Raw genomic sequence first — 19,666 nt, 5'->3', positions numbered from 1 at the left:
TCGTTCCCCTTAATTCAGCTCAACTTCAACGTCACGCGCCTGACCATTAACAGAAAAAGTCAGCACTGGTGTTGCCGGCAGCACGTAAACATGTGTGCCATCGATAGCGGAAAGCGTTTTTTCAAACTCATCCTGCAGCTGCATGTTACTTCTGACGTAGAGCTCATCACCGATCTGCCAGACTTTGGTACTCCCTGGCGCGTTTTTAAGTTTCAACCGCTGAGCATCTTCAGGCGGGATGCCATCGAGCACGCTCTGCAGCTGCTTGTCATACAGTGAGATTTTTTTCTCAGGCGTAGCGGTATAAACCGGTGTGTCAGGACTGCGCTTCGGGATACGGAGATCCAGACGATAATCAACATCAACGGTTTTTGATTTAACGGAGGGTTCTGCCCCCTTCACGTTAATAATGACCGGCGTGGCCAGCCCCTTCAGAAGCACTGTGATGTTCCCGCTGGCATAGGCATTGGTAGGCTGGATTGTGAATACCGCCGATCCTGGAATATAGCCAACACACAGTTCACCACCAGAAGCACAGGGACTCGAATTATATGGAGGGGCACCTAATACCCAGGGGTGTCCGGTTGCATCTGAAAACGTCACTGTCGTTGCCTGGTTTGGAAATACCCGTACCTGCGGAATGGATGCACCAGCTGACAGTGATACCGTCTGGCTTGAAATTCGTGGGATCGGCGTTAATGGTGAGGTTTTGGCCGCCGCGCTCATATCTTCCATTGCGCTGCGGGCAGACCGCACCTGACCAGGGGTAATAGGCTGGATCTGCTGCAGAACAGGTGCAGGTAACTCTTCCAGTGTCTGCGGATTAACATGAGTAACCTGCTGCTGTGGTGGAGGAATCTGCGGCATGGGTGCAGGAGGCAGTGCAGTAGTTGGCTGCTGTTGGGGCTGTGCCTGTGGTTGTTGGCCTTGCGCCTGCTGCTGACCTTGTTCCTGTGCTGTTTGCTGTGGTGGCTGTTGCACCTGTGACTGCTGATTTACGGGCAACCCGGAACTGGCCTGCTGCCATTGAGCAATATCACCACCAGGCACAGCTGGCGCCGTTTGCTGCGGCGCTCCATTACCAGTCGGTGCATCAGCTGCAGATACAGAATTTGCCGAAAACAGTGCGGCCATAAGTACAGTTAACAGTTTAATCTTCATGATTGACCTCAGTAGTTCCGGGGTTTGAGAATGGCCTGCGCTACTTGAATACCCCGTGGATCTTCGTCTTCTTTGACGCGGCGTACCTGAACCATCAAATCGTAAGGTTGTGGTCTGTAGTCCTGAGCCTGACCAACAAGCTGAACAGTCACCGGAATACGGTATTGCCAGGCATAGGTTTTGGTGCCACGGATAAGACCTTCCGTGATCAGGGTTCCTGGTGTTGTGGAAAGTTTTACGTTCAGACGTTTTTCACTGATATCTTTCAGCAGTCCACTATCGGTCAGCGCTTTACGGAAACTAACGTACCCCTCAGTGCTAAAATCGCCACGGACGCTGGTTAATTGGTTTTCGTAATTCACAAAGTTCAGCGAAAGCGATTTGATCATTGTACGGTTGGCAAAGTCCATCACCTCTTCCGCTGTGTAAGCCGGTTCATCGGTTGGGTGTACTTCCGTGATCATGCCCCCATTCGTTGCAATATATTTGGTTTTTTTCTGGTGAAGCCAGTAACCCTGAAGACCGATGATAATGATTGCGACTAATATGATTAGCGTCTGAATCAAAATTACTTTTAAACCATGTTTCGATACGATTTCTTGCACCGTTCGGTTACTCTCTTCAGCAAGAGCTGGAGCAAGGGCGTTGCTGTCATCATCAACGACTGAGTTTTGATCCGAGTCAGTTTGATCCATAATATTTTCACCATTTTGTGTTTTCATAGAGTTTCTCTTTTCAAAAGTTTGTGTTAGAAAATCACGCAGATCGTTAATGAACAATGAGGTATACATGAGCGAACATAATGATTACGAATCCTGTGCAGTTATCATGTGCGAACGACGAAAAGCCACCGCCGTTTTGCGCAAAATTCCGCCAGAAAACCTTGAGCAACTCATTAATATGTGGTCCGACATTGCACAGGGAATGATCGAGAAATTTAAGGAAGAACAGAAGGCCACTGAAGAGAAAGCCGCAGCCACAAAGCGGTTCATGGAAGAACACAATATTACGGCTGATGAAGCTCTCCAGATCTTCGAAAATCTCTTTGGTCCGTCCACGAAAAGTAAATCCACTTTTGGAAAAGTGAAGTACCGGATCGAAGTTGATGGAAAGTCCATAACCTGGACAGGAAAAGGTCGCCGACCTGCAGCGTTTGCCGAGATGAGCGACGATGAGCTCAAAAAATATGAAATCAGCTGAAGACTGGCTGCATACTGTCAGACGTTTCATGAATGAAGATTCGCTTGATACGTATGTAGACTCAAAACGTGATGTTCTACCTGCCACAGAATTTATGCGTTTACTAACCGCGGCGGAACACCGCCGCGTTGAAATACGAACCGGCAAGCTATTCGATAAAATCCCGAAAGGACTCTTCCGGTAGTTACAAATGGAACGGGAATGCATCACTGTTTGCATCCTCACCACTTCCACTCGCAGCTGCCGGATTGTTTAATTGCACATTCTTAGAAGATGCGTTGGGCAGGATACCTGACGTATCTGGCAGTCGGGATGAAATCGTTGACCACGGGTCCAGCGTCGTATTAGTCAGGCTCCCCCACTTCTCATTAATCTTCGATTTAACCGTATTGCATACCTCATCCTTCACCTTATCAATGATGTCGCTGATAGACGGAAACTGAGGGATTTTTAGTGATACCGATAGCGACCCCAGGCACTGTCCGAGAGAATCAGATGTACTGGATTCACTTTTAGCGGCGTTGTTAATCCGTTCAACCTCCTGTTTATAGGCAGCATCAGCACCAGCTTTTGCCAGTTCGTATGCTGCACAGGTCTGTGTGGCTGCAAATGAGCTCACAGAAATGCAGGAAAACCCTACTGCTACGAGTAGGGTTTTTGTTTTATGGCCGAGGCGCTGACTTTGCGACTGGTGCATGAGTCTGTTCTCTCCTTTCATCATCTTTTCTTTTTGCAGCATTAGAAGGATGAAAAAGCTGCTTCATTACTGTTTTGTTTTTTACCTCATCTGAGGCCGGTTGTAAATGCTGAGGCTGTTTTTCATTTGCAATTGTGTTTTTGTAAAGCAGGTTTTTACCTCCCTGATCAACATGGCCGTATCCGTGCAAAACAATTCCACTTTCAGAATTTTTATTGATTGCTGAAAGTGTCATATACGTTTTCCAGTTTCCATCTTTATCAATACGCTTGTTCACTTTACCAATTACGCTATGGTACTCGCCAGATTCCTTATCCTTTGCGATCCCCTGCATGAATCCTTTACGAGACTCAACAAGGTAATAATCAGGTCGTTCGCCTTTTTTATGCGGTGCGACCAGCAAAGGTGTACCCGCGGTTTTTGACTCTTGAGGGAGTTTATAGCCTGTGGGTTTTGTCATGCTTTCAGGAGCTGGCTTACCATTCGGCAGGAACCAATACAGTTCTTTTTCAGGCACGGCCTCACGGCTGAGATCAACACCGGTAATCTGCTGAATTGTTGTGCGGAGCTTCTGGAAGGTTGCAGCATCATACGGAACCAGTTCAGAAGGCTTATAGGCCTGTTCATTCCCTGCTGTTGGCTGTGGGTATACAGGTTTTACTTCCCACTCATTACGTTTGGTCTGGATAGTTTCATAACGAACGATCTTGTTGCTTTCATCACGGACAGGTGCATTCACCTCAACATCCACAAATCCCAGCTTTCTGACCGTAACAAGACGTTCGGTGTCTACACCAGCATCTTTAACCGCTCTCTCAAGGTCTTTCCCCCAGAGTGTCTTCTCTCCATGTTCATTTTTGAGGGTGACAAAGTAGTTCATGGATTCATCATCTTTCCACTCATACTTAGCACGTCCATGCGCGACGATAACGCCTTTCTCCCAGGATTCACCCGCAGCTTTATCTTCCTTTTGAGTATCAGATGCATTCTGCTTCTTCGGTTGTACAGAGGCCGATTCTTCCCAGCGCATTCCATTTTGCTGAACTGATGAATTTGCCTTTTCGTTTACCCCTTCCTGCTTATTCGCTTTTGAATCAGCAACATTTTCTTTTGCCGTTTCTTTTGCTGTTTCATTTGCTTTTTTGAGTTCGAGCAATTTAACCCTTTGTTCTGGGTTAGTCAGTTTCACCTCAATGTTGTATTCACTGATAAGGTTAAACACTCGCTCTTTAAATTCGTCACTGCCGGTGATTTCAATACCACGATGATGTTGCTTATCCGCGGTAAGAACGGCCGCCAGGATCATCTCGTCACTCTGGCTGGCTTCAGGGGTAGCCATACGCAGATGTGAGCCGTAATCGTAAAACGCATCCTGCCCATCAAGCGTATACGCCGTATAGTCTTTCTCTGCTCTGTACCCAAACCGGGCAATTAACCCTTCCAGGTCTATACGTTCTTTTGGGGGCGTTTCTGCATTATCGTTGGTTGCCCAGCGTATGCCGTTTTCCAGTTCTTCGTTTGTTTTTTTCTTCTTCTCCTCGGTTTCATTTTCAGCCGGGGCGGTATTAGCTACAGGTTCGCTGGGCGCTATCCCTTCAGGCTTTTGCTGAGCGGTGTCAGTTGTTTCACCGCCAAAGGCCATCATAGCGGCATACGCCTCAAGATCACTGGCGCTATTACTCTTTTCATCATCACCGTCTCGATCTGTTGGTGCGGCGTATTCCGGTTCAGCAGCTGCAGGGGCGCTGGCCACCGGCGCGGTTTCCTCCGGTTCGGCAGCTGCGGGGGCGCTGGCCACCGGCGCGGTTTCCTCCGGTTCGGCAGCTGCGGGGGCGCTGGCCACCGGTGCGGTTTCCTCCGGTTCGGCAGCTGCGGGGGCGCTGGCCACCGGTGCGGTTTCCTCCGGTTCGGCAGCTGCGGGAGCGCTGGCCACCGGCGCGGCTTCCTCCGGTTCAGCAGCTGCAGGGGCGCTGGCCACCGGCGCGGCATTTTCAGGGGCTGCAACGGCAGCGCTGTCAGTCGAGCTGTGATTAACGTCAGTAATGTTCGGGTTATCAGTCGGCATAGTGTCTACCCTGTTTATTTGATTAATGGCTCCTTCTACCTGCAATCTGACTTGCTCCAGCCCTTCAGAGACATGCAAATCGTTGTAGTCTGTAAGCCCTTCTTTCGGGTTGCTAAAGGCAGGGACCAGAACATGGCCGGCAGTCAGCTCTGCAGCTTCTGTCGCTTTTTCTAGTCCAACGTTCTCGTCTTTATAAATGTCATTGTCAGCAAGGAAGTAATGAGTGCTGTTTGGAAAGGCGTCTTTCAGGCGGCCAGCAACTTCCACCATGTTGCCGGCATTAACCGTCATGATCACAGGCTGATTGATGGCTTCGCTGATACTGGCTGCTGTCGCATATCCCTCGGCATAAAGCAGGTTGTCACCATCCTTCAGTTGGCCACCCACAACGAAAAAACTCCCCCATGCCTGGCCGTCTTTTTCAAGGTGTTTACTACCGTCGGACCAGATGCGCTCAAGGGTCCTGAACTCGCCATCAGCATTAAACAGGGGGATCACAACGTTGCCCCGCTCATCAGCTTTAAGGCCGTTAGCGGCAATGACCTGTTTGTTTTTCAGGTATGCCAGATCTCCCGTGGCATCCGGAAGCCGGTTATATTCTTCCATCAACCGGTTAGCGGTCTGATCAAACTTATCCGCTTGCGCTGCAGCTCTTTGTTCACGCCTTGCCGCAGCATCAGCACGGAGCATGGCCATTTGTTCAGGGTTAGGGGCTGCGCCGGTAGATACCCATTTCTGAATTTCACCACCGTTCTTATAGTCCCTGTACCACCCTGCAGGCCGGCCATCCAGGAAAGCGGCATACACCCCCTTTCTTGAACCAGCTTTACCGTCCACTGTATCGACATAATGCTTCTGGCCATCGAACTCTATGGGGTCTTTGATAATGGCACCGCGCTCTTCAAGCCACGCCGTAAATTCATCTTCAATGGCCTGAATATCCAGGGGCGGTTCTTCGATCACCTTATTGGGGTCAAAAATCCACTCTTTCAGCCGGCTCAGGTTGGCCCCCGGCTGTGCATACCACACCTTTTCTTCCTTCACGTAGTCCAGAGCATTACTGCCATCAGCCAGTTTGCCGGCCGCACGTATTGCACGTTGGCGATCGTCAAAGGGAATACTCAGACGGGTTCTTTCAGTTGCAATTTCAGGTTTCGCCATACTGTCTACCCCTGTAGTTATGTGTTATCGCTGAGAGCGCCGGTACCACCACGGCCGCCCGGTAAGTTTTTTCCCGCGGATAACCCGGAGAATGACCTGGTACAGCACCGGTAACGTGTAGCCCATCATGGCCAGCAGAAAGTAAAAGAGAACCACACAGGTGCAGATAACAAAGGTTTTTACTGACGGGAACGGAAACCAGATGAAGTACACAAGAAACGAGATAACAGGCACACCAAAAACCGTCAGTGGCCGGCCGGCATAACGCCATTTGTTAATGTCCATACTTGCCCTCTTTTAACGCCAGATAGTCCATATATCCTGCGACCTCGATGACTTCCGCTTCGTCGATCAAACCTTCCTGGTGCATTACCCAGGCGTTCTGAATCAGACTGCGGTTTTCAGCGATCAACAGGTCGTCGATGTAGCGGCCCCACTTGCTGTAATCAACGTCATAGAGTTTGCGGCGCAGGCTGTTATCAATGACGAGATATTCACGGACAGCCTTGCGCCGGCCATCTTTTGTTTTAAGCAAGCGTTGCACGATGATGTACGAAAGGATACTCAGCAGGTCAAAGGCGGCAGCTTCACGCATTTCCGGCGGATAGTTCTGCAATGATCGGGAAATGGCCTCTCCGACCGTTTTGACGTGCAGTGTTCCGAGACAAAAATGGCCTGATTTACCTGCCAGCACAGCAGCTTCAAATGACAGGCGGTTAAGGAGCTCACCAACCCCCATAATCTTCGGAGAACGACGTAACCCGGAGAGAGTGATAAAATTGTGGAAGGAATCTATATCACGCCCAATCTGTGACTGTGCCGGCGCCGGCGCAATCCAGTCTCTACTTCCCAGGCGATATTCGATGGGATCTTCAACCGTGATGATTTTCCGGTCCTGGTACGTTTCACCGCAATACTGGAAGATGCTGGCCATCAGGGTTGACTTACCCGATCCCGTTTCACCGCAAATCAGTCCGAGGCCGGAAGCCGGCAACAGAGAATTAAACAGCTCAGGCTCAATGCCCATTTGTTTAAGCTGAGGAATAAACTCATTCAGAACACGGAGTGTCAGAGACATTGCCGCTTCTGTTTTATAAATATCGGCCTGAGTGAAGTTCGCACGGAACCGGCGCGTTTCGCCGCGGCCGAGTCCAATCGTGCCCGCTTCATCACCTCGTAGCTGGATAGCGGTATTAACAACCGCAGCGCTTTTCAGTATCCCTTTGATCTCCTGCCCGAACACCTTATCAACGGTGCGTTCCAGCTCCAGGGTGTCGATTGGGTAATCTGTCATGGGCAGCTGGCGCCCATGACGTTCTACCCAGATCTTATCCCCACCCTGCAACAAGATATCGGACACTTCATTGTTAGAGCAGTGTACGAGAAAACGTTCCAGCGTCTGTGGCGTCAGCGTTGGACCAAAATTGAATGCTTCCATCTACTGCCCCTCAACGTATGGTCGGTTTCCAGCTGCGTTTGTTGATGTCAAACTCAGCTTGCTGCTTCATACGTTTCGTTTTATCACCCAGCATGAGACGGTTTTTATCCCCTGTAACTGTTTGCTGCTGCTGTGTGATAACTGGAGCCTTTATCATGCCCTGCTGCAGTAGCGTGCTGTAGCGCAACATGCCGGTGTAATCCCGTGTGAGGCGATTGAAATTAGCAGTGAATATCTCATCAGCTTTTTGGCGGCCGTCAGACCAGCCCAGCGCGACAGCCTTTTTCCAGATATCACGTTGTTTGCCGTCTTTCGGCATCGCCGCCGGTTCAGGCAATTCGATCCGCTGCGCCATCAATCCGGTCAGAAGATAGCTTTTCCAGGTCGGTGGGTTACTGACAAAGCGTGCCGGCACAACAATGTCGTAGGCACGGTTGGCCGTTCGGATTTGCTCATTGGTAATGTGTGCAACGTCTTTAGCTTCAGCAATGACCGGTGGCAGGTAGCCTTCAGAAGAGATCAGCGGCTGGAACGAATACATGTAATCAAGGTTGCTGCGCTGATTTTCCAGCGCGGCGCGAATTTCTTTAGCGCGTTCTGCCTTACCGCCGCGAAATCCTATGGTGTGCGCTGCGTCGTTTAGCATACTGCCAGTAACATCGGCCTCATCGTCACTTTGGCTTGGCGGGTCCATGTAGTAATCCAGGCCTTTAACATCGGAGTCGTCCGCGCGTGCAACGTTCGCAGCAAGCAGCGGTAACGTCAAAAGCACGATCAGTTTAAGTTTCATGGGCGGGTCCCTCTGAGGAATGAACCTTTCTTCGATGGTGTGAGGTAAAGCAGCTGCAGTTCACCGGGTTTCTGGTTGATGGTGGCACGGTACTGCGTTTGTTGTCGGATCAGGGTCAGCAACTGTTCAAACGTAACCTTCGAACCACCAACATCGATATTGAGTGGAAGCGGTAACTTGATCCCCTGACTGGTGAATTGAAGGCCACGCTGTTTAGCCAGTTGCTCCAGTAATTCGTAAGCATCACCCTGCCAGCTCACACGAACATACTGACTGTTTGCATTGATAATGGTAGGGAATTTGTAACGGGTCCTGTTAATGGCTCCAGCCTGGTAAAGCTCATCCTGTGCGAGTTTTATCTTAATGGCTTGCTCACGCAATTCCTGATCTACCAGCTGCTGTGCAGAGATTTGTTTTTCCTTTTCGCTTTGAGAGGCACAACCGGCAAGAGCTAACAAAGAAACGGCCGCGAGGACCGTTTGCATTTTGATTTTCATTTCTTACTCCATTTTACTTCGGATTGAATTTGTCGTCGCTTTCACTTCTTAATTGCATTTCATTTTTACTATTATTTTGCTCACGAATCAAACGATGTTTCTCGTTTTGAGCATACGCCTGCTGAGCGGCATCTGTGAAGGTAATGCCCTGCGCGACAGGGTGATTGTGGTTCACAGCTGCATCGACGATACGATTACAGCACAGTTCCTTAAACTCGCCGTCACCATCAACACGAACAGATTTGGCTTTACCAGCAATCGTTAATGCAATTGCAAGGTCAGCCGTTTTCTCTTTGTCGATTCCATTACTTTCTGTCAGCACAATGTGACCACGATCAGCCGCTACTGGTTTACCGTCGCGCTCAAAGATAACAGTACCGTCTTTCAAAAGCCGTGGCTTGACACCATGACGTGCTGAGGCCATTACGGCCACATCATCACGATCATGACTGGTGATGGCGTTAAAGGTACGGTTGAACCCGATCTGCTCAACCAGCTGCTGTTTATACTTCTCCTTCTTCCTGGAGGAATAGGCAAAGCCCCTCATTTGGCTGAGCGCTGCCTTATCACCCTTCAGTGCTTCCTGTTCGACCCACTCTCGGTAAGAAAGCCGTGGGTTAGCCGCCCTGAAACCGTTGCGTTCTTCACGCAAGCTAAGACGCAGATTGGCAACCGCCTGCAGGCGTTTGAACTCTGCCAGGTTGTACATCAGCTTTCTGGTATGAGGATCTGAAACAGAATGCCGGACGTTATTTTTCACCAACCGGGTATGTTGGGCAATTTTCCGGTATTCATCGGCGATGCGATCTTTATCCGGAGAATATATCGGTAAATTGTTCCGGTAGGCGCGATAGCGACCCTTGAGAAGCATTCTTTCTTCTGCGCGCTCAATTTTACGCTGCAGACGTTTATTGGCATCTCGACGATAAGCACCAGGGGTATATGCAGTTTTAAATACCGATACTTTGGCCGGTTCAATATGTGAAGGCTGGTATTCACCAAAGCGCTCTTCCATCGACTTCAGGGTATATTGTGCCTTGTTAAATACCAGACTCGCCTTAACAGCCGTCTTCTGGTTTTGATGTTCGTGGGTAATTACGTAGCCCTTTTTCCCCTGTGCTTTTTCGACACGAAGACCGATGCCTGCAAATGTCTTATGCACATCATCCCAGCTTTTGGCTTCACGAAGCCCAGCTGAAACATGGATCAAGTTTTGACGACTACCGCCTACCTGTTCATCACCAACGATATAGCGATAGAGCGTTTCAACACCCTCTTTATTCTCCATCTTGTTGATGCGATCGAGTGAGCGCCAGTTGCCTCGCTCTTTCTTGCTGTGAGGGTTCCGGACAATCTGTTGACGGTCATTAACCACATATGCACCGTTTGAATGGGACCAACCATTCTTCAATTCCAGTAAGCGGCACGCCTGGTGAAGTGTGTCTTTGGTAAAGCTCGATGAGGCTGCTTTATATGTCTGGGGATTGATGCGGTTGACAGCAACATGCACATGCAGGTTATCTGTATCCCGGTGGATGGCAGCAACATACTGGTGATCGGACATGCCCATCGATGCCAGTGTAAACTTCACTGAATCGAAAACCTGATCATCATTCGGCTTTTCATAGTCAGGCCATGAGAGAACATAGTGCATAACTGGATCTTTACAGCGTGTGCTTTGCTGAGAAACTGAATTCATTTCCTGTGCTGCACCATCGAGCGAGAAGGTATTGTACTGGCAGGTAACATCACCAACCACAACTCGCTGTACACCTGGCTCAACATCCACCGGTGTGCTGATCACTTTCTGCTTACGGGTCAGGTAATTGTTTAACCCTTCGAATATATCCGATTTAACAGCTAAAGCCGTCTCAGGAGTAGGCTGAACTGTATCAGTCAACTCCTGAGACGGCTTGTCTGCCATGTACTTAATCAGCTGACCAAAGCTGGACTTTTTGTCCCTTCGGCCCTCAATGATTTTAGGTATCACCATCCATCTCCTGTTGCAGTTTCTGTGCGGCCTTTTTGACCTCGATCAGAATCTCTGAATACTCCTTGCTATGAACCCCGGCACCTTCGTTAAACAGATGTTTTTGAAGGGCTGTTATCTTTACAAGAGCGGCAAGTGCATTGTAATTACCTTTCGATTGAATGCGCTTTCCAAGCCCAGATTTGATAAGATATTGACTAAGACTAAGCCCTGCTTCATGGGCCTTATTGGACAATGCATCTTTAATTTCTGCTGTGCAGCGGAAATGGATTTGTGCATCTGTTTTTCGTGACTCACTACGACTCATCTAATAGCTAACCTCGTTAGGGGGTGTCGGGGCTTGCCCTGACCAAGACGTTTTTGCGTCACTGCCGGCGTGCCGGCGGTGTACCAAAAACACATCTTGTCCCGTACTTAAATACCTCATTGAATTCTACCATCGGCGAGGTTTGAAAGCCAGCAGCGAAGGGCCTGGCAGGCAGAGCAATTGAATCGTGCCGGGCATCATGTAAAATCACCCGAATAGCTTGATCGATTTTCTCCGGTTCGGCATGGCCGATTTTGACATTATTGGGAGGGCATATGCCTGCAAAAAAGAAAGCATTTTATAGCAGTGAGGACATCGGAAAATTCAAAAGCATTCTCGACGACTTGCCTGATGTGACGTCAGAAAGGCTTGAGAAAAAGCACGTACTCGATGAGCTTAAATCTGACATTAAGAAGCTGAAAGATTCGAAAGGATATGAAGATAAAGAGATACTGAAATTCCTCAACGATGCGGGTTTTTCAGACGTTACATTACGTGATATCAAGGACATTACTGCCGGACGAGTTGGAAAAAAAAGAACCAGCAACAGCCGAAAAAAAATCACTGGAGTTGACGAAGATCAGCGCACACAAAATGGCTCTACCGGTCAGAATTCTGACGCTTCAGGTCCGCAGTATTAACCTTCACCTTTCACATATAGCATCCCACATTATGATATAGCTCCCGGCCTGTCAGGCCGGGCATGGGTGCTGCCTGTTCGTGTAATTTTGCGTGCATACTTGTCACCGTTCCGGTGACAAGGGCACTCATTGGCCGGAAAAAATTTTCCGGTTCCGCTGCGATGCAGCGCTCAATGGTGCGCACGTTCAGGGCCACGATCCGCCCTTGATCCCGATAAATTTACAGGGAAAGGAGTCCGGGCACGGATATTAAAAAGGGGCGCATACAGCGCCCCTGAGACAGTTACAGATTACATCGCGGTTTCTTTAATCCGCCGGAACACTGCCAACCAGAAACGGAAGTGATCCCATTGCGCTGCGTTCATCGGATGCGACTTTGTTTGCACTCCGTTTGCGACATCTTCAGCATAGTGTATAATCCACAACGGCATTTTGAACCTCACAATTTAAATTGCCTACCCAGCCGGATTGTTGGCGCAATCCGGCATCTTTTCTGGATTTCAATGATTCATCACCTCCTTCACATCCAAAACCAAAAAGTTATCGTTAGCGTGACGCTGCCCTACGATGAAAACAGCATCAAAGCGACTTACTGCAACTACGTTTAGTTTGCCTGTAACCTCCTTTCCGTTGATGTTGATGGTTTCATAGAGCACCTCGTATTCCTTCGCAGAATCGGAATACTTCTGCTCTTTCCAGTTTTCTATCTGTGCGATCAGCTCCGGGGCCAGCTGCTGACGAACACGGTTTAGTTCATAGTCACGATTGAGAATCAGGCGGTAATCTTTAATTAGCTGGTTGATAACCTTGTTCTCATCCCACTCGGATAGCAGTGGGCACTGTTCGCACTGTATAACACCATCTTCAATCAGTTTTTCTCTGATGCCATTAACTACCTGTACAGCACTTAATTCACTGTCATAGTTCTTTTTAATTTCTTCGCTTCCCGGATATACCATAGCGACATCATTAAAATGGCTTACGATTAATTCTGACACAATAAGGGTATAAACCTCAAAAGGGTATAAGGTCGCCATAATATTCTCTCCACGTTATTTACAGAGCGTTTTAATCAATATCCGCTTTTAAACTTCATGATTATTATACGTCTAATGAGCCATTACAGGCAAGAAAAAAATGCCCCTTTTCGAGGCATATTTTTAACCGGTTTACCACTCCCAAACGGTCAGTTCTGGCACCTGTTCTGCATCCCGGTCAAACCAAATCCAGTCGAACCCGGCACCATTTAACGCGGCTATATTATCCAAAGCACTTGCACTGATCCCCGCCCTGGTTAATTCCACTCGCCATTGTTCAGTAGCAGAAATACGCAATATCCACCCATAGCGATTTTTCTCGATCCAGAACAAACCTTGACCGGACAAGTCATCGTTACAGACCTTGTCCAGTAGTTCCGCGTCTTCTTTTTTTACATGGCCGGTACTGACGACCGCCACCCGATATTGTTCACTGATATTCATACTCCCCCCTCTGGATTGGCGGCCCGCGTCCTGCGGGCCGTTCTAACTCAAATACTTACTGCGGGTAATCATTCATATCCGGGAACGGCGGTTCATCATGATTTTCAATGCCTCCCTGGCCTTCTGCACTGGTGTTACGTGGCCCAGCTCCCGGCAGCATCTGCATTTCGCCGTTATTATCGATCACAATTTCCTTATTGCTGCGCATTTTGCCGTCTGTCCCTTGCCATTTGTTATTACGAATGCGCCCGACAAAATACAGCATCATACCCTTTTTGAAGTACTTCCCAGCTGCTTCGGCTTTCTTTCCAAAAATGACAATATCATGCCATTCCGTTTCTTTTTTCTCCTTCCCTTCGTTGTCGCTATAGCTGATTTCTGTAGCCAGCGTCAGGCTCGCAATGGCCGTTCCGTTTGGGGTGTAACGCAGTTCTGCATCTTTGCCAGAACGCCCCATCAGAATCACTTTGTTTTCGCCACGTTTCCACATAATACACCTCATATATTTGATGTTTATCAGTAAAAAATGGGAGGATTAAGGGGGATTTCTCCCCCTCTTTATCAGTAAAACTTCATGTTCGATTTCAGAGCTTTTTCAAAGTCTTTTACAAAGGAATTTGCAAAAGTGTAATCACGATGAATAAGCTGTTTTGTTTTAGGATTTCGCCACTCAACCTGCACTGATTCGGCTGAGTATTCGATCACCTCGATTTGATTTTTTACACCGAGATAATCAGCAATTGCCATTACGGCATTCACTTTTTTTTGGTCTGCTTCTTTCATTTCAACTCCTTCGCCAGTCGGGGCGCTACCGCGAAAGACTCAACTGCCTTTCGATGTAATAATTATACGTCTAATGAGCCATTTTATCAACTCATTAGACGTATTTTTATATTTTAATTTTGTTCAAATATGAACATTTAATGATGCCAGATATCTAACTTAATGGCTTGAATTTGGCCTTGTTGTAGGTGATCCGGTAGTCTTTGCACTTCCCGTTCTGCCGCAGGAACTCCAGCGAGACAACGTTAGCAGCGGCAAAATTGATGCACATAATGCTTTCCAGCGCCTCGAACAGGTCGGCCCCATTGGCAAGCGGAAACCACAGATCGTTGTCGTTACCGCTTAATTTTTCATGAAGACAGAAATGCACAGCACGCACGCCGCCAAATTCCGTAACCAGCACCGTATTGCTGGCGCGAATATCAGTTAGTGTTAACATTTTTCCCCCTGTCAGTATTGGCCCCCTCGCGGGGGCCGCCGTTTCAGTCAATCGCGCGGTAAATCAAACCGGCTTCGGCGTGCTGGTCGGCATATAATTTGAGCTTTTCCTGCTGGGTGATCAGCATGTCGCAGATGTGCTCATAGCCGGCATCATGTGCGTGCCAGATCATGTGGTTCAGGGTGAACAGGGTCAGCACGATACCGGTAGCTTCTGCGGACAGTTCCCCTTCGAACCAGTTACCGCTAACCGATACCGTGAAGCGCTCTGCGCTCAGTGGGTACATGAAGCCGCTACCGCAAGACAGTTCGACGAACTCCCAGGAACCGCCTTGATAATCGGCGCAGAGAGAACGTGCGTGGTTGTAGACACCGGCCTCACCTGTGAGATACCAGGCGCCGAACAGGCGTGGCAGAAAGGCCATGCGGCGGTTATTGGGGATAATGCGTGCAGTGATGGCGGGTTGATTCAGTTCAGTAGACATTTTCTGTACTCCTGCGCCAGTCGGGGCGCTACCGTCGAAAGACCGGATTGCCTTTCGATGTGATTATTATACGTCTAATGAGCCATATTAATCAAGCAAAATATTCCCGCCTGCCTGAATATTTTCAGGCGGGAGAACTCTTTCCCCTGTCCATTTTTGGGGGCAGGATCACGCCTGCCCCCTTCTGATTCACATGATTACTATGACTTTGTTTCAGCGTTAAAGTGTACGGCTGCGATCCTGACCAACGGGATCACCGCGCTTTCCTCATCGAGCACACGAAAATTTATCGCTTCCCCCAGGTGCATCAGGTTAGCGATAAAATCAACGATGATTTCGGAAACCGGGTGTCCGTCGCAGTCCTGCTCATTCAGGCGCGCAAACAGCGCCAGCGCCTTAGCGGCCTTGATTGCCCGCTCTTCGTTTTCTTCGTCCATACTGCCGAAACACCATTGCCCCTTTTCAATCAGGGCCAGCGTGTCGTAATAGGCTTCATTCTGGGACATGTTTTTTCCTCCTGCGCCAGTCGGGGCGCTACCGTGAAAGTTCGCTGCGTTACTGCGTGAATTAGCCGTTAATCGCCTTCGTGATGCACTCCAGCGCCTCAGACTCCTGCGGATAAAGTCGGCGTGCAGCTCCTTCACCAGACTGGATTTCTTCCAGCCGGATAAACTGCGCCGCCAGCGCCACGACTTTTTGCAGCGCCTCGGCATTGACCTCTATCTTTCGATCGCGGGCGGCATCTTCGCGCACCTGCTTTGCCAGGCTCCAGACGGTATCTTTTCCGACGCCATAACGGCTGTGTGAACTGCATTCCGCGATTTCTGCCAGAACGGCTTCGGCCTCATCGTCAGTGAGGTTCATATCACTGGTGCAGTCATGGACATCTTCAGCAGTCCAGATCAGAAGGCTGATCCGCTGCTGTGGTTCAAAACTATCGAGAAGCCTTGCGCAAATTTCATTTACGTTACCGTGCATTGTAAAACTCCTGCGCCAGTCGGGGCGCTGCCGCGAAAGACCGGATGCCTTTCGATGTGATTATTATACGTCTAATGAGCCATATTAATCAAGCGATTTTTCACGCTCATAGCTGCTACAGGCAACGCTGTAGCCGTTTGCATCCAGTTCTGAAGGCCAGTCGTCACGCCCGCAACCTGACAGCAGGCAGGCGCTGAGGTGCCCAGGGCGATAGTCGAGATGCTGGCATGAGGCGCAAAGGTCATCATCTGAGATTGAGCGGCCTGCACAGATAGGCGGCGCTCCATCAGTGGGAATTTCTCGAATATGCAGCGTTGTCACTTTTTTTACTCCTGCGCCAGTCGGGGCGCTGCCGGTTAGGGATGCAGGGGGCTGTCGCCCCCTGCGGCGGTTCAGTCCTTACCCTTATCCTTCATGACTTTAATCAGCCCGGTAATGGCTGTAATGAGGGCGGCCACGGCCGTGATAATCTGAGGGAGGTTATGGAGGATTTCAGAAGAGGTCATAATGCACCTGTAAGGCTGTTTAGGAAGGTACTGATTTGAATCAGTAAAAACATTATACGTCTAATGAGCCATATATGCAAGCAATAAAACGCCCCTTGTAGGGGCGCTGTGATTATTTTACATACTGCCAGACATGCGGCGGGATCTTATCCCAGATGCGTCCCGATGCCAGCTCTGCGCGGCGATGGTCGGCGGCAGCCTCAAAAGCCTCGGTGTCCTCCGGCGGCACCTGTCCACGATCCCGCATGGATTCGTACATTTTTTCCAGTGTGTCCGGGTTACGACTGCGCCGAAAACGGAGAAGGTAAAAACGCCTCCGCGCCTGATAAACTGTTTCCGCCATGTATCTGCGTCCTGAGCGCCTTGTTATTTCGCATAGTATTCACGTTTTGGTTGAATAAGTCTTCGACTATACGCCCCTTGCGGGGCGTAGCAGGCGGTCAGCCCCAGGTGCTGTAAAAATGGCTTTCGTTAGGATCGGTCTTATAAGCCTGTTCGTACTCGTCAATGCTGACAGACGGATGCTCATGGTTTTCACAGATACGACGGGTCACGGGTTCGCCTTTAAAGTCATTCAATACCGGCTTTAATTCGCCAGACATTGCACTGTCTGCTTTCACCTGCTGCGCAGCGATGCGGCGCAGTACGGCGGTTTTCTTACCGCGCAGGGCGATCACCTGATAAAAATAGGTATTTGTCTGCTCATAACCCCAGCTGGAAACAAAAACATCACCAAGAGAAACGGAGCCGTTACGGAACTGAAGGGATTGAATAGCCATGTTTATTACTCCTGCGCCAGTCGGGGCGCTACCGCGAAAAGCCTCATTGCCTTTCGATGTGATTATTATACGTCTAATGAGCCATATAAATCAAGCAATAAATACATGCCCGGCATGATTTTCTCAGGCCGGGGAATACTTCCTTTCCCTGTTTATATTTCAGGCCGCAAATGCGGCCTGCCATCTGCATTACACGCGAGGGGGTAACATTCCGGGATAGTGACTGGCAACCAGATTATTGATCTTCTCAACCAGCTCCGGGCGTTTAAACGTAATGTGGGCGCTGCCCTTTTTGTAATATCGCACGCTGAAGTAATCACACTCGAACACCTTACCGTTGAACTGGTTTTCACTGAAAAAGGCATCCAGTTTGGCACCGTCAGAAACGCGGTAATCAGGCACGTTACGCCCGTCCAGCACGTAGAACGGCCGCGCCAGATCGTCAATTTTGGTGTGCCCGTCTGAGCTGAAGCGCACCCAGCCACTGCGCCAGACATCGAGCAACGGCGCGATGATGATACGCTTGCCAAACATGCAGGGATTATTGGTTTTATAATCCCACGACAGGGATTTAAAGATATCAATCAGCCCTTGCGTGAAAGTATCGGCCTTGCTTGCGTTCAGGTGCCGGAACGTACTCATAACGTTCTCCAGCGTTATCGGCGGCATTTCTTCGCCTGCCACCTGCCGATCCCATTCCTGACGTTGTTTGTTGCTCATCAGCGTATACATGCCGGTTTCCGACATCAGCCGATCCCAGATTTTTCCGTCGATAACGCGGGAAATAGCCGTTTCGGCCTGGTCTGGTCTGGTGTCGCTCCATTTGATCGCGCTCTCTACGGCTTTGTCGTAGTCATACAGGTACTGACAGCCTCCGGCCTGCTGCATCAGATCGCGCGCTTTTCGCAGCTTGTCTATGCCGTCGAGATAGACGCGAATACCTTCATTCCGCAACGAGATAATGCGCTCAATAGCAATAGACGGGATCACTTCACCGCCATGCTGGCAGGACATCAGATCGACCGACGGGAGAGTTTTTTCAGATGACATTTCAGACTCCTGCGCCATGCGGGGCGCTACCGTAAGGGGTGAACAGGGCTGGCAATGCCAGCCCATCAATGATTATTTGCAGCGCTGAAGCAGTTTACTGACCTGCTCGGCCAGCGCATACGTGGACGCATACGGGCCACTTAAACGACGGTTAGGGATTTCGTTGAGGGCATACAGGCACGCCTTCAGCAGCGCATCTTTCTGCGTTTCCAGTTCAGCTTTAAGCTGGGAGGGGGTCAGTGCTTTACTCATAATTTGTTACTCCTGCGCCAGTCGGGGCGCTACCGCGAAAAGCCTCATTGCCTTTCGATGTGATTATTATACGTCTAATGAGCCATAACAATCAAGCGTTATCTGATTAATTTTCTTTGTTTTTTCCTGGACTCCTTTCCCTGTAAATTTTGCTTTTCAGATCCCCATCAGCCCGATGAAGGTGCTTTGCCGGCATGGTGCAGGGGTTCAGGCATCAGACACTAGCGATAGCCCGAAACCCCGCAGGGGGTTCGGCGGAGCTGCCAGGCTTTGCCTGGCTAGCGGAGTGTGGCTGACGACTGCCCGACGGGCAGGAGCCGAAGGGGCCCAGAGGTGTTTTAGTACGGCAGGCCTGCCAGAAAACGCCGGCAACTGAGCAGAAATGAACAGGGAAGACACGCTGTGCGGGCGTCAAAATTAAGTAACTGGCAGACACCAGGGCGGGATCACATCAGAAAGAGCCAGAATAGGGGGCAGGACTCGTCAAAGTCATAAAAACGATGATGGGTACAGTTTTTTTAAATGCGCGCCCAGAGAGCGGCTCAGCGCGTTTCAGGGCAATACGGGTTCGATGCCCGTATTGCCCTGCAGGCGGCAACCACCGCGTCAGCCTTCAGCCCCGGCCAGATATCCGATACGTTCAGGAAGCACGTTTGCGCGTCGGTGTTTTGCGCTGCTATTTCCAGATCGGCGGTAAGCCGGCATCGATGCAAAGGACGCACCAGACGGAATACGCGATGTCACTTTCTCCGTTCACCCAGCGGCGCACCGTTCTGCCGTTCACGCCAACATGTCGCGCCAGCCCCTCCTGACTCAGGTTGAGCACATTTTCCAGCAGATAGCGGAGTTCATCCCCCGTCGGCGGGGTCCATTTATCAGCGGGACGGAAACAGCTTTCGCGGATCGCGCCCACGTTAAGCGGCACGGTATATTTATTGCCCATAGCAAGCCTCCAGAGCCGGCCGCA

The 19,666-nt window shown here is 49.8% G+C and carries 27 protein-coding genes; 3 read left to right on the top strand and 24 right to left on the bottom strand.

The window, feature by feature from the left end:
- Positions 1–9: 9 nt before the first annotated feature.
- Both ACUXAC_RS25225 and ACUXAC_RS25220 read right to left on the bottom strand, forming a co-directional pair.
- Positions 10–1,161: a DotH/IcmK family type IV secretion protein gene (locus ACUXAC_RS25225; protein WP_015062843.1), complete on the bottom strand. Its 1,152-nt coding sequence runs from the start codon at positions 1,159–1,161 to the stop codon at positions 10–12.
- Positions 1,162–1,169: 8 nt separating this feature from the next.
- The gene (locus tag ACUXAC_RS25220; protein WP_021526652.1) at positions 1,170–1,883 is read right to left on the bottom strand and encodes a DotI/IcmL family type IV secretion protein; all 714 of its coding nucleotides are present in this window, start codon (positions 1,881–1,883) and stop codon (positions 1,170–1,172) included.
- 67 nt (positions 1,884–1,950) lie between these two features.
- Between ACUXAC_RS25220 and ACUXAC_RS25215 the strand changes: the two genes are divergently transcribed.
- Positions 1,951–2,361: an H-NS family nucleoid-associated regulatory protein gene (locus ACUXAC_RS25215; RefSeq protein WP_004187465.1), complete on the top strand. Its 411-nt coding sequence runs from the start codon at positions 1,951–1,953 to the stop codon at positions 2,359–2,361.
- Positions 2,333–2,545, top strand: a complete 213-nt coding sequence (locus tag ACUXAC_RS25210; protein WP_305953721.1) for an Hha/YmoA family nucleoid-associated regulatory protein — start codon at positions 2,333–2,335, stop codon at positions 2,543–2,545. The genes ACUXAC_RS25215 and ACUXAC_RS25210 overlap by 29 nt, the downstream gene beginning before the upstream one ends.
- Here the strand turns inward: ACUXAC_RS25210 and ACUXAC_RS25205 are convergent, their stop codons facing one another.
- From ACUXAC_RS25205 to mobA, 8 genes are read right to left on the bottom strand one after another with little or no spacing between them, the layout of a single operon-like run.
- A complete protein-coding gene (locus tag ACUXAC_RS25205) occupies positions 2,546–3,058 on the bottom strand; it encodes a hypothetical protein (RefSeq protein ID WP_011091071.1) in 513 nt (170 codons plus the stop codon).
- Entirely contained in the window at positions 3,024–6,284 is a 3,261-nt protein-coding gene (locus ACUXAC_RS25200; RefSeq protein WP_227785806.1) for an LPD7 domain-containing protein, read from the bottom strand. The genes ACUXAC_RS25205 and ACUXAC_RS25200 overlap by 35 nt, the downstream gene beginning before the upstream one ends.
- 24 nt (positions 6,285–6,308) lie before the next feature.
- Positions 6,309–6,569: an IcmT/TraK family protein gene (gene icmT / locus ACUXAC_RS25195; protein ID WP_004187310.1), complete on the bottom strand. Its 261-nt coding sequence runs from the start codon at positions 6,567–6,569 to the stop codon at positions 6,309–6,311.
- Positions 6,559–7,722 carry a plasmid transfer ATPase TraJ gene (gene traJ, locus ACUXAC_RS25190; protein WP_004206926.1) on the bottom strand — a complete coding sequence of 388 codons (1,164 nt, stop codon included), beginning with the start codon at positions 7,720–7,722 and terminating at the stop codon, positions 6,559–6,561. The genes icmT and traJ overlap by 11 nt, the downstream gene beginning before the upstream one ends.
- A 10-nt stretch (positions 7,723–7,732) precedes the next feature.
- A complete protein-coding gene (locus ACUXAC_RS25185) occupies positions 7,733–8,512 on the bottom strand; it encodes a type IV secretory system conjugative DNA transfer family protein (RefSeq protein WP_004187315.1) in 780 nt (259 codons plus the stop codon).
- Positions 8,509–9,009, bottom strand: a complete 501-nt coding sequence (locus ACUXAC_RS25180; protein WP_004206925.1) for a DotD/TraH family lipoprotein — start codon at positions 9,007–9,009, stop codon at positions 8,509–8,511. The genes ACUXAC_RS25185 and ACUXAC_RS25180 overlap by 4 nt, the downstream gene beginning before the upstream one ends.
- Before the next feature lie 13 nt (positions 9,010–9,022).
- Complete coding sequence (gene traI, locus ACUXAC_RS25175; protein ID WP_021526643.1) at positions 9,023–11,002, bottom strand: TraI/MobA(P) family conjugative relaxase; 1,980 nt, start codon at positions 11,000–11,002, stop codon at positions 9,023–9,025.
- Entirely contained in the window at positions 10,989–11,306 is a 318-nt protein-coding gene (gene mobA, locus ACUXAC_RS25170; protein ID WP_004206923.1) for a plasmid mobilization protein MobA, read from the bottom strand. Before mobA ends, traI begins: the two co-directional genes overlap by 14 nt.
- A 275-nt stretch (positions 11,307–11,581) precedes the next feature.
- On the opposite strand from mobA, the gene ACUXAC_RS25165 reads away from it, so the two are divergent.
- On the top strand, positions 11,582–11,947 hold the full coding sequence (locus ACUXAC_RS25165; protein ID WP_004206922.1) for a hypothetical protein: 366 nt from the start codon (positions 11,582–11,584) through the stop codon (positions 11,945–11,947).
- A gap of 500 nt (positions 11,948–12,447) precedes the next feature.
- On the opposite strand, the gene ACUXAC_RS25160 is transcribed toward ACUXAC_RS25165, so the two are convergent.
- The 14 genes from ACUXAC_RS25160 to ACUXAC_RS25095 form a co-directional block, all read right to left on the bottom strand.
- Positions 12,448–12,984, bottom strand: a complete 537-nt coding sequence (locus ACUXAC_RS25160) for a hypothetical protein (protein ID WP_004206920.1) — start codon at positions 12,982–12,984, stop codon at positions 12,448–12,450.
- Positions 12,985–13,116: 132 nt separating this feature from the next.
- The gene (locus ACUXAC_RS25155) at positions 13,117–13,428 is read right to left on the bottom strand and encodes a DUF5983 family protein (RefSeq protein WP_004187333.1); all 312 of its coding nucleotides are present in this window, start codon (positions 13,426–13,428) and stop codon (positions 13,117–13,119) included.
- Between the two features lie 55 nt (positions 13,429–13,483).
- Entirely contained in the window at positions 13,484–13,918 is a 435-nt protein-coding gene (locus ACUXAC_RS25150; protein WP_454266976.1) for a single-stranded DNA-binding protein, read from the bottom strand.
- Positions 13,919–13,989: 71 nt separating this feature from the next.
- Positions 13,990–14,211 (bottom strand): hypothetical protein, encoded by a 222-nt coding sequence (locus ACUXAC_RS25145; RefSeq protein WP_004206918.1) that lies wholly within the window; start codon positions 14,209–14,211, stop codon positions 13,990–13,992.
- A 154-nt stretch (positions 14,212–14,365) separates the two neighbouring features.
- Positions 14,366–14,650, bottom strand: a complete 285-nt coding sequence (locus ACUXAC_RS25140; RefSeq protein WP_004206917.1) for a hypothetical protein — start codon at positions 14,648–14,650, stop codon at positions 14,366–14,368.
- A 43-nt stretch (positions 14,651–14,693) separates the two neighbouring features.
- Positions 14,694–15,134, bottom strand: coding sequence for an antirestriction protein (locus ACUXAC_RS25135; RefSeq protein ID WP_004206916.1), 441 nt, complete (start codon positions 15,132–15,134; stop codon positions 14,694–14,696).
- A gap of 200 nt (positions 15,135–15,334) precedes the next feature.
- Positions 15,335–15,640: a hypothetical protein gene (locus ACUXAC_RS25130; RefSeq protein ID WP_004187339.1), complete on the bottom strand. Its 306-nt coding sequence runs from the start codon at positions 15,638–15,640 to the stop codon at positions 15,335–15,337.
- Between the two features lie 61 nt (positions 15,641–15,701).
- Positions 15,702–16,112 (bottom strand): DUF1380 family protein, encoded by a 411-nt coding sequence (locus ACUXAC_RS25125; protein ID WP_004206915.1) that lies wholly within the window; start codon positions 16,110–16,112, stop codon positions 15,702–15,704.
- Positions 16,113–16,196: 84 nt separating this feature from the next.
- Positions 16,197–16,433 carry a hypothetical protein gene (locus tag ACUXAC_RS25120; RefSeq protein ID WP_011154457.1) on the bottom strand — a complete coding sequence of 79 codons (237 nt, stop codon included), beginning with the start codon at positions 16,431–16,433 and terminating at the stop codon, positions 16,197–16,199.
- Positions 16,434–16,730: 297 nt separating this feature from the next.
- Positions 16,731–16,961: an Hha/YmoA family nucleoid-associated regulatory protein gene (locus tag ACUXAC_RS25115; RefSeq protein ID WP_004187345.1), complete on the bottom strand. Its 231-nt coding sequence runs from the start codon at positions 16,959–16,961 to the stop codon at positions 16,731–16,733.
- 97 nt (positions 16,962–17,058) lie between these two features.
- On the bottom strand, positions 17,059–17,397 hold the full coding sequence (locus tag ACUXAC_RS25110; protein WP_004206912.1) for a hypothetical protein: 339 nt from the start codon (positions 17,395–17,397) through the stop codon (positions 17,059–17,061).
- A 189-nt stretch (positions 17,398–17,586) separates the two neighbouring features.
- The gene (locus tag ACUXAC_RS25105) at positions 17,587–18,447 is read right to left on the bottom strand and encodes a DUF4942 domain-containing protein (RefSeq protein WP_004206911.1); all 861 of its coding nucleotides are present in this window, start codon (positions 18,445–18,447) and stop codon (positions 17,587–17,589) included.
- Positions 18,448–18,519: 72 nt separating this feature from the next.
- Positions 18,520–18,699 carry a hypothetical protein gene (locus ACUXAC_RS25100; protein WP_004187364.1) on the bottom strand — a complete coding sequence of 60 codons (180 nt, stop codon included), beginning with the start codon at positions 18,697–18,699 and terminating at the stop codon, positions 18,520–18,522.
- 676 nt (positions 18,700–19,375) lie between these two features.
- Positions 19,376–19,642, bottom strand: coding sequence for a helix-turn-helix domain-containing protein (locus ACUXAC_RS25095; protein ID WP_004187367.1), 267 nt, complete (start codon positions 19,640–19,642; stop codon positions 19,376–19,378).
- Positions 19,643–19,666 lie beyond the last annotated feature (24 nt).

The organism is Serratia sp. 121840015-1, assembly GCF_053627655.1.
The sequence above is the reverse complement of the archived record's forward strand: the minus strand, read 5'-3'. Positions and strand labels throughout refer to the sequence as shown.

Excerpts from the sequence above, each read along its gene's own strand:
- mobA (WP_004206923.1), bottom strand. The coding sequence starts at position 11,306 with ATGAGTCGTAGTGAGTCACGAAAAACAGATGCACAAATCCATTTCCGC.
- traJ (WP_004206926.1), bottom strand. The coding sequence starts at position 7,722 with ATGGAAGCATTCAATTTTGGTCCAACGCTGACGCCACAGACGCTGGAA.
- traI (WP_021526643.1), bottom strand. The coding sequence starts at position 11,002 with ATGGTGATACCTAAAATCATTGAGGGCCGAAGGGACAAAAAGTCCAGC.
- ACUXAC_RS25225 (WP_015062843.1), bottom strand. The coding sequence starts at position 1,161 with ATGAAGATTAAACTGTTAACTGTACTTATGGCCGCACTGTTTTCGGCA.
- ACUXAC_RS25205 (WP_011091071.1), bottom strand. The coding sequence starts at position 3,058 with ATGCACCAGTCGCAAAGTCAGCGCCTCGGCCATAAAACAAAAACCCTA.
- ACUXAC_RS25095 (WP_004187367.1), bottom strand. The coding sequence starts at position 19,642 with ATGGGCAATAAATATACCGTGCCGCTTAACGTGGGCGCGATCCGCGAA.
- ACUXAC_RS25165 (WP_004206922.1), top strand. The coding sequence starts at position 11,582 with ATGCCTGCAAAAAAGAAAGCATTTTATAGCAGTGAGGACATCGGAAAA.
- ACUXAC_RS25210 (WP_305953721.1), top strand. The coding sequence starts at position 2,333 with ATGAGCTCAAAAAATATGAAATCAGCTGAAGACTGGCTGCATACTGTC.
- icmT (WP_004187310.1), bottom strand. The coding sequence starts at position 6,569 with ATGGACATTAACAAATGGCGTTATGCCGGCCGGCCACTGACGGTTTTT.
- ACUXAC_RS25150 (WP_454266976.1), bottom strand. The coding sequence starts at position 13,918 with ATGTGGAAACGTGGCGAAAACAAAGTGATTCTGATGGGGCGTTCTGGC.
- ACUXAC_RS25105 (WP_004206911.1), bottom strand. The coding sequence starts at position 18,447 with ATGTCATCTGAAAAAACTCTCCCGTCGGTCGATCTGATGTCCTGCCAG.
- ACUXAC_RS25110 (WP_004206912.1), bottom strand. The coding sequence starts at position 17,397 with ATGGCTATTCAATCCCTTCAGTTCCGTAACGGCTCCGTTTCTCTTGGT.
- ACUXAC_RS25135 (WP_004206916.1), bottom strand. The coding sequence starts at position 15,134 with ATGTCTACTGAACTGAATCAACCCGCCATCACTGCACGCATTATCCCC.
- ACUXAC_RS25145 (WP_004206918.1), bottom strand. The coding sequence starts at position 14,211 with ATGAAAGAAGCAGACCAAAAAAAAGTGAATGCCGTAATGGCAATTGCT.
- ACUXAC_RS25100 (WP_004187364.1), bottom strand. The coding sequence starts at position 18,699 with ATGAGTAAAGCACTGACCCCCTCCCAGCTTAAAGCTGAACTGGAAACG.
- ACUXAC_RS25130 (WP_004187339.1), bottom strand. The coding sequence starts at position 15,640 with ATGTCCCAGAATGAAGCCTATTACGACACGCTGGCCCTGATTGAAAAG.
- ACUXAC_RS25220 (WP_021526652.1), bottom strand. The coding sequence starts at position 1,883 with ATGAAAACACAAAATGGTGAAAATATTATGGATCAAACTGACTCGGAT.
- ACUXAC_RS25115 (WP_004187345.1), bottom strand. The coding sequence starts at position 16,961 with ATGGCGGAAACAGTTTATCAGGCGCGGAGGCGTTTTTACCTTCTCCGT.
- ACUXAC_RS25215 (WP_004187465.1), top strand. The coding sequence starts at position 1,951 with ATGAGCGAACATAATGATTACGAATCCTGTGCAGTTATCATGTGCGAA.
- ACUXAC_RS25185 (WP_004187315.1), bottom strand. The coding sequence starts at position 8,512 with ATGAAACTTAAACTGATCGTGCTTTTGACGTTACCGCTGCTTGCTGCG.
- ACUXAC_RS25160 (WP_004206920.1), bottom strand. The coding sequence starts at position 12,984 with ATGGCGACCTTATACCCTTTTGAGGTTTATACCCTTATTGTGTCAGAA.
- ACUXAC_RS25200 (WP_227785806.1), bottom strand. The coding sequence starts at position 6,284 with ATGGCGAAACCTGAAATTGCAACTGAAAGAACCCGTCTGAGTATTCCC.
- ACUXAC_RS25140 (WP_004206917.1), bottom strand. The coding sequence starts at position 14,650 with ATGTTAACACTAACTGATATTCGCGCCAGCAATACGGTGCTGGTTACG.
- ACUXAC_RS25155 (WP_004187333.1), bottom strand. The coding sequence starts at position 13,428 with ATGAATATCAGTGAACAATATCGGGTGGCGGTCGTCAGTACCGGCCAT.
- ACUXAC_RS25125 (WP_004206915.1), bottom strand. The coding sequence starts at position 16,112 with ATGCACGGTAACGTAAATGAAATTTGCGCAAGGCTTCTCGATAGTTTT.
- ACUXAC_RS25180 (WP_004206925.1), bottom strand. The coding sequence starts at position 9,009 with ATGAAAATCAAAATGCAAACGGTCCTCGCGGCCGTTTCTTTGTTAGCT.